Origin of the sequence: Flavihumibacter fluminis, assembly GCF_021491375.1 — a bacterium.
In the GTDB taxonomy this organism is placed as follows: domain Bacteria; phylum Bacteroidota; class Bacteroidia; order Chitinophagales; family Chitinophagaceae; genus Flavihumibacter; species Flavihumibacter fluminis.
In genome coordinates this window covers 46848-60356 of record NZ_JAKEVY010000007.1, presented here as the reverse complement: position 1 = coordinate 60356, position 13509 = coordinate 46848, and the positions used below count along the sequence as shown (strand labels likewise).

Annotated in this window: 9 protein-coding genes; all 9 read right to left on the bottom strand. The window is 45.6% G+C overall.

All coding sequences use genetic code 11. The features are described 5' to 3' along the window. Positions 1 to 8 precede the first annotated feature (8 nt). Complete coding sequence (locus L0U88_RS19760) at positions 9 to 803, bottom strand: 3-keto-disaccharide hydrolase (RefSeq protein ID WP_234868448.1); 795 nt, start codon at positions 801 to 803, stop codon at positions 9 to 11. A gap of 87 nt (positions 804 to 890) precedes the next feature. Beyond that, complete coding sequence (bglX, locus tag L0U88_RS19755; RefSeq protein WP_234868447.1) at positions 891 to 3179, bottom strand: beta-glucosidase BglX; 2289 nt, start codon at positions 3177 to 3179, stop codon at positions 891 to 893. Between the two features lie 15 nt (positions 3180 to 3194). After that, complete coding sequence (locus L0U88_RS19750) at positions 3195 to 3935, bottom strand: GDSL-type esterase/lipase family protein (RefSeq protein WP_234868445.1); 741 nt, start codon at positions 3933 to 3935, stop codon at positions 3195 to 3197. Between the two features lie 11 nt (positions 3936 to 3946). Next, positions 3947 to 6109, bottom strand: coding sequence for a discoidin domain-containing protein (locus L0U88_RS19745; protein ID WP_234868443.1), 2163 nt, complete (start codon positions 6107 to 6109; stop codon positions 3947 to 3949). Positions 6110 to 6120: 11 nt separating this feature from the next. Beyond that, positions 6121 to 7812: a GMC oxidoreductase gene (locus L0U88_RS19740; protein WP_234868441.1), complete on the bottom strand. Its 1692-nt coding sequence runs from the start codon at positions 7810 to 7812 to the stop codon at positions 6121 to 6123. 11 nt (positions 7813 to 7823) lie between these two features. Then, complete coding sequence (locus tag L0U88_RS19735; protein WP_234868439.1) at positions 7824 to 8984, bottom strand: Gfo/Idh/MocA family protein; 1161 nt, start codon at positions 8982 to 8984, stop codon at positions 7824 to 7826. 29 nt (positions 8985 to 9013) lie between these two features. Continuing rightward, on the bottom strand, positions 9014 to 10366 hold the full coding sequence (locus tag L0U88_RS19730; RefSeq protein ID WP_234868437.1) for a glucoamylase family protein: 1353 nt from the start codon (positions 10364 to 10366) through the stop codon (positions 9014 to 9016). A gap of 15 nt (positions 10367 to 10381) precedes the next feature. Beyond that, on the bottom strand, positions 10382 to 12046 hold the full coding sequence (locus tag L0U88_RS19725; protein ID WP_234868435.1) for a glucoamylase family protein: 1665 nt from the start codon (positions 12044 to 12046) through the stop codon (positions 10382 to 10384). 12 nt (positions 12047 to 12058) lie between these two features. Continuing rightward, positions 12059 to 13504: a glycoside hydrolase family 30 protein gene (locus L0U88_RS19720; protein WP_234868433.1), complete on the bottom strand. Its 1446-nt coding sequence runs from the start codon at positions 13502 to 13504 to the stop codon at positions 12059 to 12061. Positions 13505 to 13509 lie beyond the last annotated feature (5 nt).

Genomic DNA, 13509 nt, shown 5'->3' with positions numbered 1-13509 from the left:
AGATACTGTCAACGCCGCAGGATACGGATCGCAACGCGACGAAAATCAATCTCCTGGCCTTCCGACTGAAGAGCGATAAATCCTTTTTTCAGGGGAGTTCCATCAATTTTGATGGCAGGGTTAAAATTGTTTACCACACCCCCACCGATTTGCGGTTTAGAATACTGCAGAACCGTATCACCATTTATGATGTGTTTAATAAGGCTATCTCCCAAAACAATAGCTTCCGCAGTTACCCATTGATCTCCATCATAGGTTTTCGACCTGGAGTCAATACAATGCCGGGTATCCAGCTTGCCTTCGTATACCACATTGGTGCCGGGCGTACAGAGGTTGCCGGTAGTACGGGGCTTACCATCACCCAACCCGCCCAGGAATTGCATTTCGATGGAAATGGGCCAATCCTGGTCTTTCAACATAGTGCGGGGGTCCTGGGAATGCAGCATTACCCCACTGTTACGATAGGTATAACCCGGTGCATCTTCCTTGAATTTTCCAGTAAATCTATACTCAACCAGCAAGTGATAATGCGAAAAGGGACGTTTGAAATACAAATGCGCAAACTGGTCATTATAAGCACCATACTGATCATACCGAACCTTAATAAGACCATCCTCCACCCGGAAAGTATTTCCAAAATTCACTCCCACATCGTGATGATTCACCTTTACAATCCAGTTGCGGATATGCTTGCCATTGAAAAGTTCTATCCACTTCTTTTCATCAGAGCCATGCTGTGAAAAGGAGCAGACGAAGACCAGCAACGCAATGGGTGCTACTGAAAAAAGCCTGTAACGGTTCATGCGTCAAAGCTAACTATTTTACTCCGCTTTGGCAGATGGCACCGGACAAGTGGCATCCGCCAAGGCGGAGTGGAGGGATCAGCTGGATCAACGGGACCAGGTAAAGTTGGCCGACTGGTTATCTCGGGAATTGGTACCAATGAATACAGTAAACTCCCCCGGCTCCCAATTGTAACGAAGGTTATGATCGTAGAACTTCAGAAGATCGGTTGTTATTTCAAAGCTGACCTCTTTTGATTCGCCCGGCTGCAGCAGGATTTTCTTAAATCCTTTAAGTTCCTTGAGCGGACGGGTATTGCTGGCTATAATATCACGGATATAGAGTTGAACCACTTCTTCCCCAGCGAATTTTCCACTATTGGTTACGGTTACCCGGGCAATTAATTTTTCTGCACCTTTCAGCGAGGCCTTACTAAGTGAAACCGGACTGTAATCAAACTTCGTATAACTAAGTCCGTAACCAAATGGATACAGTGGTGTATTGGAAACATCCAGGTAATTGGAACGGAACTTCTGGAATTCATCACCCACCAAGGGACGCCCGGTATTCTTGTAACTGTAGTAAATCGGAATTTGTCCCACATTTCGTGGAAAGGTAACCGGTAGTTTGCCAGATGGATTCACATCGCCAAATAATACATCACTGATTGCATATCCTGCTTCCGAACCACCAAACCACACATTCAAAATGGCAGGAAGCTTTTTGTCCTCTTCCACAATCGTAAGCGGACGACCGGAAAAGAGTACCATCACAACCGGCTTGCCGGTTGCCATCAATGCATCAAGCAGTTTTTTCTGGCTGTTTGGAAGATTGAGATCGGTTCTGCTTGAAGCTTCACCAGTGAATTCGGCCAACTCTCCCATTGCAGCTACTACTATATCTGACTGTAAGGCCAATCGCACTGCTTCAGCAATCAGTGTATCCGGATGTCTTGGATCCCGCTGCCAGGGTTTTCCAAACACGCTGGTGCGTGCTTCCAATGCAGAATCCTCCGTAACATTCGCACCTTTCGCATACCGAACATTCACTCCTGAGCCAGCAACTTCTTTAAGTCCGGTTAACAGTGAAGTAGCTTTCGATACATCTGCTGAAACCGACCAGGTTCCCACCATGTTTTCTTTTGCATCTGCAAGCGGACCAACCAATGCAATGGAGCCCTTTTTTGCAAGTGGCAATACACCCTGGTTCTTCAGCAGGACGAAAGAACGAGCAGCTGTTTCTCGCGCAACTTTTCTATGAGTTGCTGAAAATATTTCCGAAGCGGCTCTCTGCTCATTGCAATACCGAAATGGATCTTCAAAGAGTCCCAGTTTGTACTTGGCTTCCAGTACCATCCTGCAGGCGCGATCAATATCCGCCATTGTAATTTTACCTTCTTTCAAGGAAGCTTCGAGCGTAGTTAAAAACCCTTCCCCCACCATATCCATATCGAGTCCGGCTTTAACAGCCAGAGCAGATACCTGCTTAAGATCACCCAGCCCATGGTCGATCATTTCATTAACCGATGTGTAATCCGAAACAACCATTCCTTTGAAACCCCATTGTTTGCGCAACAGGTCAGTCAGCAACCATTTGTTCGCACTGGCGGGAATACCATCAACATCATTAAAAGAACTCATAACCGTACCAACACCAGCATCAATGGCGGCTTTATAAGGCGGTAAATAATCATTGAACATTTTAATGCGGCTCATATCAACAGAGTGATAATCGCGACCTGCTTCAGCAGCACCATAAAGGGCAAAATGTTTCACGCAGGCAAGCAGGGTATTATCGGCTGACAAATCCTTGCCCTGGTAACCTTTTACCATAGCTGCCGCGATGGCTGAACCGAGAAAGGGATCTTCTCCTGAACCTTCCGAAATCCTTCCCCAGCGAGGATCACGTGATATATCAACCATGGGGGAAAAGGTCCAGTTCAGTCCGTCTGCCGTAGCTTCCTGTGCGGCGATCCGGGCTGATTGCTCAATGCGTTGCATATCCCAGGAAGCTGCCAATCCCAATGGTATAGGGAAAATAGTACGGTATCCATGAATTACATCCATTCCAAAAATGATGGGGATTTTCAGCCGGCTTTGCTGAACAGCCAATTCCTGGATGCTGCGAATGCGCTGTGGAGAGGAAACACTAAAGATGCCACCCACTTTACCCTGTTTGATTTTTTCTTCAACACCCGTACTAACAACCGAGCCGGTTGTTGCTTCACCTCCAACAACCAGATTCAGTTGTCCGATTTTTTCCTGGACTGTCATTTTAGCCATTAGCCCGGATACAAACTGGTTCATTTTGGATGCAGCAGTTTGAGAATGAACCGTGCCAGGTAGCAGGAATGCCAGGATCATCAAGATTCGAAATAAGGGTGCATTGTATTTCATGGTGGTCAATTTTGATCAATTTGTTTTTTTCAGATGGTTCCTGATCTGTTTTTGCCAGATCAGATACCCTTTAGGATTCATATGAAGACTGTCACTGGTAAAGATCTCCCCAATTGGGCGACCATCCGATTGTAGCATTGCCTGGTAAACATCAATGTAGGAAGTTGCTTTTTGTGTGGCAAGGAAGTCCTTTATTTGCTGATTGGCCTCCTTGAATTTTGGAAGTAGTGCAGCGCGACTCGGACTTGGTTTCATTGAAATATAACTGATAGGAACACGAGGTAAACGAACACGTATATCCCAGAATAATTGTTTAAACCTATTTACAACCATTGCAACAGTTACCGTATCTGCTGCAGCAAAATCGTTCTCTCCGCAATAGATCAGGATCTGTTTCGGATCATAGGGATAGATAATATAATCCTGGTATCTTATGAGGTCGGGAAGGGAGGATCCTCCAAAGCCGCGATTAACGATCCGGTAACCAGGAAAATAAGTAGCCACATCTTTCCAATAGGTGAAGGAAGAACTGCCGATCAGCAAAATTGATTTGGAAGCCGGCATTCGTATACTGTCTTCCTGTTGAAATTTTCGAATCGCCTCATAAAAGGGTTTACCCTGATAAAACGCAAGGGAGGGAGCTTTCGCATCATCTACTGATGGCACCTTTTGTTGAGCCAATACGGGCAACATTGCCATTGAAAAAAGAGCAATCAAAAGCGTACTTATCAAGATTTTTTTTGACGGAATTTGCATGTCCAGTTTATTTAGTTTACCTGTTGTACGGGAGTTTTATCTGAAACGCCGTTTTCATTCACCGCTTCGATGATATAATAGTAAACCTTCTCTTTGTCCATTCCTTTAAAATAATACTCGTTTACATCATGCACCATGATGCAATTGTACAACTTATCAGGAGCTGTTCCATAATAAATATTGTATGCATAAGCCTGATCAACCGGCGACCATTTGATATAGGCGCTGCGTTTATCCTTCTCTGTTCTAAGTACCAGAAAAGTCTTCACGGCAGGAGGCCCTGATCCATTTCCCATTCCGAATACCCTAAAACCGGACAAGGCAAACTTTCCTGTAGGCATATGAATATTCTCCATTTTAAGGTAACGGGTTTTAATGGGATCTTTTAATTCAATATAATCATGCGGAACATCTTTTCTGTTCTGACTTTTATCAATGAGCAGGTTCCATTTTTTTCCGTCCTGTGAATGGTAAATTTTATACTGATGATAGATGTCGGTTTGTTTACCAAGAAATTCCGCATCCTGATCGGCATAGTTGAGTTGAATGGCATGTATTGTTGAGATATCGCCCAGGTCGGTCTGGAACCATTCGCCTTTATTGCCTGATGCTGCACTCCAGTAGGTTTTGATAGATTCATCCACTGCATTGTTGGCGGTATAACTGCCAAGGGTAGACGAAACCTGAACCGGTTTTTTATAGTTGAGCAACATCCAGCCGGTAAAGCGGCTTTTACGATGATCAGCCGGACCATTGGGCAGGTAATGAGGATAATCTCCAAAAGCAGTATTGGCATACATAATTCCATCATCATCAAAGCCAGCAGGCCAAATACCATTGCGACGCTCAAACGTGTTTTTCACATTGATACCCATCGTTGAAACATGCCAGTAATTATTCCAGGGATCCTGGTAGGTGGCGCCATGTCCTGCTCCTCTTGCAAAACCTCCGGGTTTGAAGCTGACCGGATCGGATTGTGCAGTAAAGGGGCCGAGGGGAGAATCGCCCACTACGACGCCATCTGCATAGCCACTCATTTCAGTACCCGGACCTCCCCACTGCAGATAATATTTTTCCTTGTGTTTGGTCATCCAGGCACCTTCAATAAAACCATCCAAAAAGGTATTGTCCATGTATTCACCAAAGCGATGCCAGCCATAGCGCCAGTCTTCCAGGAAATACATTTCTTTTCTGGTTCCAATTGGCTGGAATGTTTTGCGGTTTAATTCTATTCCGTACAAAGGATAGCGATTGCTACTGCCATTGTACATATAAAAGCGGCCATCGTCGTCGAGGAAAAATGCAGGATCCCAACCGCCGATCTCGAGTGAATCCAATGCTTCCTTCCATTCGTTCTCCTTAGGATTGGTACTCATCCAGAGCGGAAAATTGCTGGAATAAGTAGAACCAAAAACCAGCATGGTATCACCTACAACAACTGCTGCCGGAGCACATAATTCATCATATACTTTATGATAGGGCTTGAGAAATTTCCGGGAGATAAAATTCCAGTTCAGCATATCGGAACTCCACCAATAGCCCCACTGGTTAGTGGAGAACAGGTAATAATCTCCTTTATAGGTGACGATCACCGGGTCAGCAGTTGCGCGGTGCCGGCCCCATTCACTAAAATTGGGAATCGGGGTATAACCGTAATCGAGGTTGATGGGATTGCAATAAGTTGTTTGAGCTGTTGCTACTGATTTGCCTGATTGTGCAAAGCACACATTCGAAGCGAAAACTAATACTACAATGGAAAGTTTAGGGGAGAAAAAATGTTGGTCCAGGCTGTATTTTCCGGCCCCTCTGAAGAAAAACAGCAATCCGATTAATACAAACATGAATGGATGTTGATCGCCATACCAGATCTTACCATTGCCAAGAATGAAAGCGATAAACAACATGGTTGCTATCATGGGCCATACTGCCAGTCGGGTAAAGAGCCCAATCGTTAGCAGGATACCGGAAATTAACTCCGAAGCTTTTCCAAGATATGCCATTGTGGCAGCTGTCTCTGCAGAGAAATAAGGCATCCAGCCAGCATATTCTTTGATTTTTGCCCCATCAAACAGCTCCCAACCATGATAGGTCATCAATATTCCGGTTATGATTCTTACCAGGGCCCAACCAGGTTCCAGCCAGATTGTTTTTTGAGTAGCGTTGAAAGAGGCCATGTTGTCTGATTTTAGAGATTTCCTTTTTTCATTTCAGCAGCAGCATATTGTGCGGCCCTCGCGGTAAAAGCCATATATAAAATAGAGGGGCTTTGATTCCCCGTGCTGGTCATGCAGGCCCCATCCGTTGCAAAAACATTTTTACAGAGATGCAGTTGATTCCATTCGTTGAGCAGGGAATTGGAAGGGTCGGTGCCCATACGCACGCCACCCATTTCATGAATATCCAGTCCGGGTGGTTGTTTCGTATCATTTACAACAATGTTGAATGCGCCACAGGCTTCGAGCATTTTTTTACCTTCTGAAAGAAAATCCCGCAGCATGTTTTCATCATTTTCATCATAATCAATAGCTGTTACAAGTAGCGGTATTCCCCATTTATCTTTTTCAGTTGGGTGCAGAAATACTCGATTGGTTTCTTTGGGAATGGTTTCGCCTTGCATATACATGTAGATCCTCCAGGGCCCTGGTTCTGTAAGCGCTTCCTTCAACTCTGCACCCATTTTATCCGGATGGCGATCTGCGTTTATCCATTCACGATAGGCACCTGAAAAAATAGTATATCCTCCAATAAAATCCATTTCCTGTTTGCCGAGGTTACGGAAATTCGGGATCACACATTCTGCGGGACGCCGGCCTTTGTAATACCCATCTTCATATCCTTTGATTTCACCATTCATATAACCCCGATAGTTGTGGAAACAGATGTAACGGCCAAGCAAATCGTGATCATTTCCAAGGCCATTGGGGAAACGTTCTGATTTGCTATTGAGTAAAATTAAGTTGGTATTCAGCGCCGAAGCATTTACAAAAATGATGCGGGCAAAATAATCGGTGACAGCTTTTGTTTGGCTGTCTATCACGCGTACTCCTGTTGCTTTTTGTTTGGCATCATCGTAAAGAATGGAATGCACTACCGAATGGGGCCGAATGGTCAGGTTTCCTGTTTTTTCAGCCCAGGGAAGGGTGCTGTTGTTGGAACTGAAATATCCGCCAAAGGGGCAACCACGCATACAAAGGTTGCGATTTTGGCAGGTGCCTCTGCCCTGCTCCAGGTGAATGGGTTCCGGCTGCGTAAGATGCGCCCATCGACCAGAAATATAGTGACGTTGAAATTTCTGCCACAATGTTTCCCGGATGTCGGCTTCCACGCAATTGAGTTCGTAGGCAGGCAGGAATTCGCCATCGGGCATTGCGGCGATATTTTCCTTACTGCCGCAAACACCAATAAATTTTTCTACATGACTGTACCAGGGTGCGATGTCCTTGTATCGGATTGGCCAGTCGGTAGCAAAGCCATATTGTTTGGGAGCATTGAATTCAAAATCACTCCAACGTTGGCAGCTTCGGCCCCAAGTAAGGGATTTTCCTCCGACCTGGTAACCACGGATCCAGTCGAAGGGCTTTTCCTGTACATAAGGATGATCTGTATCTTCGATAAAAAAATGCTGTGTATCTTCTGAATAGCCGGCTGCTTTGGAGATGAGTGGATTGTTCTGACGTTGCTGATGCGTAATATAACCCCGGTGTTTAAACTCCCAGGGATGGTTGTTCATGCCGGGATAATCCTTCAGGTGTTCCACCATCCGGCCCCGTTCCAGCACCAGGGTTTTCAAGCCCTGCTCGCAGAGTTCTTTGGCAGCCCAGCCTCCACTGATACCACTGCCGATTACAATTGCGTCGTATGTAGGTTGGTCACTCATGTCGGGTGAAGTTAGACGATAGGCCAGCGGAAACTGGATTGAAGGCTGATTTTCTGGCCGGTTTGCGAAGAGGCGCGGGCGGATTCAATAATATCCAGCACGTGCAATGCATGTTCGGGAGAAATCAACGGTTCGTTTTTATCGAGCAGGGATTTTGAAATGACAGTAGCGCCTTCCTGCCAGACATAGGTTTTCGGATCCGGCACATGCCTTACAGGAGTAGGTGAATCCATAGTTGCAAGGTCTACACCAAAAGGAGCCCAGTCATAACCTACCAATCCCATATTGCCCTTTGTACCCCAGATGGAAATCGTGTGCCTGTCCTGTCCCTTACCACCATGACCATACGGATCAAAATAATTAAACCCGCTCTGCACATGAGACAGCACACCACCTTCATGTTCCATGATGATCATCGCATTGTCTTCGGCCTCCACTTGTATTTTGCCCTTGTTATCGACAGTACGTTCTGGCGTAACAATGGTTGTCATGGCGATCACAGATTTCGCAGGACCCAACAACCCTGTTAAGGTAGCAAGATTATAAACACCCAGATCAGGAAGACTGCCGCCGCCTTTTTCATAGAAGAAAGCCGACCAGTGCGGGCCTTCATGGCCATAATGAGCATGTGCCGCGGAAACTTTTCCCAATTTACCTTCCTGTATGGCTTTGCTCATAAAGGCAAATTGCGGACTGTTTACCACTGCAGGTGCTCCCCAGATGCGCAATTTTTTTTCACGAGCCATATCCAGCAGCGCCTTTCCTTCTTTGTAGGTATTTGCCATCGGTTTTTCACTCCATACATGTTTGCCGGAAGCCAGGGCCATTTTATTCAGCCGGCCATGCTCCTGCATATCAGTCAGATTCACAAGCAGATCAAAGGGTGCACCAGCAAGCTGCTGGTAGATATGTTCATACACATGCGGAACATTAAATTCTTTTGCCCGGTTCTTTGCTCTTTCCAGCACGATATCGCAAACACTCACCAGCTCCACATGCGCCGATTTGGAAAGATGTGGCAGGTACTGTCCGGATACACTACCACAACCAACTATTCCGATTTTGATTTTTTTATTTTCCGTAAAAGCTACTGCTTCCAATGAGGAAAGCAGCAGTGCAGCACCTGCCATAGCAGACTGTTGGAGAAATTCTTTGCGGGATTGATTTTTCATATGCAAGGTTTTAGCAATTAATGTGACTACTATTTAAGGTGAGGGCTTTGAAAGCCCAATTTTTTAAGGCCTTTTTGCACTTCAGGGCAGGACATGAACAGGTTCCAAAGCAAGCCAGTCCGGTGATTTTCGATCATAACTATGATCGGTCCCTGGTCTATAGCAAGATGGCTGTTAGCGTACCAGTTTTGTGTTTCATTGAAAGCATCAACAAAACCGTATTCCGACCAGATCTTATCACCGAGTTGTTCATAAAAATGGCGAAGCGCCTGCATAGAATATTCGGGTGTATAGGGAAATGCAGAAAGTGCTGCGGTAGGAGTAATCGTTCCCTTATCATTGGTTGGTGAATGGGCATCATATCCATTGTAGGTATCACTGGCGGTGAGCCCCCAGGATTGTGGGCCATATCCTTTGAACTGATTGGGATTACGCACACAATGTTCCCGGTTGATCAGGGTATGGTTGCGATTCTGCATCCAATAATCTGCATAACGATCTTTTAATCCGCGGGGATCTAATCCCAGGAAAGAATAATGAGAGAAAAAAAGTGGTCCGCCGAAGTCAAATCCCAGGGGTAGTTCTATACCATAAAACTCCTTGCCATTTTTAAAGAAATTGCTTTGCGCCCAACCATTGTGATAAACAGCCGGGGAAACCGGATAGCGATCTGCAGAGGCGGCCAGCACATACATGATCAGGCATTCATTGAAACCGCGCACCGGAAAATTCATTGCCCATCCGTTATTGGGGCTCCAGTGCCAGTAAAGGACTTCCTGGTTGTTGGTAAACCAGTTCCATTCGATATCATTCCAAAGCCAGTTGATCCGGTTTCGGAGTTCCCCTTCAACCGGATTATCTGCATTGAAGTATTGTCGTGCTGTCAACAGACCCTGGAACAGAAACGAAGACTCTACCAGGTCGGCACCATCGTCTTTGCGACTAAAGGGAATGGTTTTCCCTGTTTCACCATTCAGCCAGTGAGGGAAAACACCGTGATAGGAATCTGCTTTAGAAAGAAAGCGAACCATCTTAAGGAGGAATTTAGCAGCCGTATCACGTTGAATCCATTTTCTTTCAGTTGCCACAATCACTGCCATAATTCCGAAGCCCGTACCACCGGTTGTAACTACTTCACCACCATAATTAAACGATTCGTTGCTGCGTTCCCGTGATAGCCCGGAAACCGGATGCGCAAAATCCCAGAAATAGCGAAAGGTTTGTTGCTGAACCAGATCGAGTAAAGCAGAATCGGAAAGATTCCGGGGTCGATCTGTTGCAGAAAAAGCTAGCGGTTTCGGTTGCTTTTTCTTTTGCGCATAGGCAACACTGTTGAAGGCGCCAAACAGGCAGCAGAAAAAAACAAAATGGCGGATTTTCATCGCTGTTGTTTTAGGTTATAGATAGGGTGCAGTAAATCCCAGTTTACGCAGTGCGGCTTTTACTTCAGGTGCAGCTGAAAAAAGGTCCCAGCACAAACCGGTCCGATGGTTTTCAATCATCACAATAATCGGGGCCTGGTCAATGGCCAGGAAACTAACAGCAAACCAGGCATTGTGAAGGGAGAATGCATCAATAAAACCGTACTCTTTAAAAAGTTTATCGCCAAGGACATAATAGTAAAACTTCAGAGCAGCCATTGATTCATCCGGCGTATAGGGAAAAGATGCGAGTGCTGCAGTTGGAGCAATTATACCCCGGTCGTTCTGTGGAGAACTGGCCGTGTAACCATTTGGGATATCGCTTGCCGTTAGTCCCCATACACTGCCGCTGTATCCAAAAAACCGGTTCGGGTTTTGCACACTATGCTGGTAATTGATTCTTGCATGGTTGCGATTTTGCACCTCATAATCAGCGTAAGCATCTTTGAGGCCAATCGGATTAATTCCCAAAAAGGAATAATGAGATAAAAACAGCGGACCACCATAAGGCTCACCCAGCGGCAAATTAATACCATAATAAGATGCACCATTCTTCATGGCACCTTCCCTCGCCCATCCTTTATCATACACCTCTTTTGAAACCGGATGCGTAGGAGAACCGGCAGCCAGCACATAGGTAACCAGGCATTCGTTCCATCCTCTGATGGGTAGGTTCATATCCCAGCCAAAATCAGGACTCCAGTGCCAAAAGAGAACATCTCCATTGTTGCGCAGGAACCAGTCCCACTCAACTGCTTCATAGATTTCGGTTATACGCGACCGTAACTCAATTGCAGCCGGGGCGTTATCATCAAAGTATTCACGCGCGGTGAGCAGGCCCATGATAAGAAAAGAGGTTTCAACCAGGTCAGCACCATTGTCTTTCTGACTAAAAGGGATGGTTACTCCGGTTGCACCATTCATCCAATGGGCAAAAGCTCCATGGTAACGGGTGGCTTTGGTTTTCAAAAACTCCACTATTGTCTGGAGTCTTTCCAACCCTTGTTGGCGTGTTATAAATCCGCGTTCAATACCAACCAGCAGGGCCATAATGCCAAAGCCGGTGCCACCGCTGGTTACCAGATCGCCGGAACTGTTTCTTTCCCTGGCCATGCCACTAACGGGATGACCAAAATCCCAGAAATACCGGAAGGTTTGTTCCTGAACTTTGGTTAGCAGTGCATCATCCGTGAGCGCAGGAAATTTGGAAGAGGAATCAATCCTGGTTACAAACTGCTGATCTACGGTTGAAATAAAATTACCTCCGGATGCAGATTTCAATGTTGTTACCAGTTGAAGCCGGTGGAAAGTCAGGAAGTCCAGGTTGCCGGTTGGCTGGATTTTTAGGACCGAATCCTTTTGTTCAAGCACTACATTGGCGGCAATTGCCTGGCCTGCTTTATTAGTGAGATTAACTGCATTAGTTATACTGGATGGGAGTACCGGCTCTGAAAAAAAGATCCGGATTACCGGATTACGGCTCACATTATAGCGGATAGTATTCCATTCCTCCCCATCAAGCAGCAGGCGGTTTACCTTTAACTGTTTGGGTACAACGGGTTCTGGCTTTTCTTCTTCAGACTTGGAACAGGCTGTAAAAAAAATACCGAGACAAACAGTATATAAAACAAAAAATCTCATTCGTTTTCCTGATTAATCCCAAACAAAAGTTGTAACAGTTCCGCCCTGTAAGCTCACGGTTGCCAATTGTCCTTTGTATTTGATCGCGAAGGTTGAGTTACCGGGAGCTTCTCTAAGAAGTATCAATACTTTTTTCCCTTCGGGCGTAAGGAACGCAACATTGTCCAATCCGGGTGGAACATTACTATGAATCCGCACGGATCCTGCAGGAACAAATTTGGCAGCATGACCTATAATATAATAGGAAACATTTTTCTGAACTGCTCCATTCTGAATAGTAAGTGCGCCTTTACATTCTGTACAGCCACCGGGAGTATGAGGACCGAAACTGGCATCGTTTGCCAGGTTCCATTCCAGTGCCACTTTACTGTAATTGCGGGTGGTACCAATGATCACATTTTTAATGTGCCAGAAAAGATCGCCCTGGAACTCTCCTTTTGCACCGGTCCATTGTTCAGTAAAATAGAGGTTCTTATCCGGATGTGCATCGCGCACGGTTTTCATTGCAGAAACTTCTCCTGCATAGAGGTGGAAGGCGGAACCATCGATATACTGCTTGGCTCCTGCATCATTCAGAATAGTAATCGGATAATCGGGACGATCCAGGTTATGATCGTATATCACAATTTTAGTTGAAATATTGGCAGCCTTGAATGCAGGACCAAGTGCATCCCGGATGAAATCACGTTGTTGTTCTGCCGACATAAAGAGGCTGGGATTATTACCCGGATGAAGAGGTTCATTTTGAGGCGTGATGGCATCGATGGTTATACCATGAGCTTTCATTGCCTGGATATATTTCACAAAATACTGTGCATATACCTGGTGGTATTTGGTAAGCAGGCTGCCTCCTTTGGAATTGTTATTGTCTTTCATCCAGGTTGGAGGACTCCAGGGAGAGCCCATAATTTTAATAGCCGGATTGATAGCCAGAATTTCTTTGAGTACCGGAATCAGGTTTTGTTCATCCCGGGCGATAGAGAAAGAAGAAAGGTCTTCATCTGTTTCTCCTGCAGGGAGATCGCTGTAACTGAAAACCTCCGCATCCAGGTCAGATGCACCGATACTAATTCTCAGGTAGCTGACAGAAATACTGTTTTCATTTTTGCCAAACAGTTCCTGTAAAAGGGATGTGCGCTGCGCCTGTGGCAATTGCATCAGCAGATAAGCACTGCCACCGGTTAAGGAATAACCGAAACCATCCATGGTTTGAAACTGAACCGTACTGTCCACTTCAATGGTAGTAAGGTTATTATTGGCAGCAGCACTAAACTTTACCGTTGTGGGAAATTTTGCAAGGAGAGACAATTGATCTCCCCGTGTAACCCAATATGAAACAGTGGCGCCATCTGCCGGTTTGGGTTGCTCTTCCGTTGATTTTTGTTCGGAGCAGTTCGAAAAGGAACAGCTCATTAAAGAGACTAACAGTGTCAGGACAGTGAAATTCTTTTTTATCATCGTAT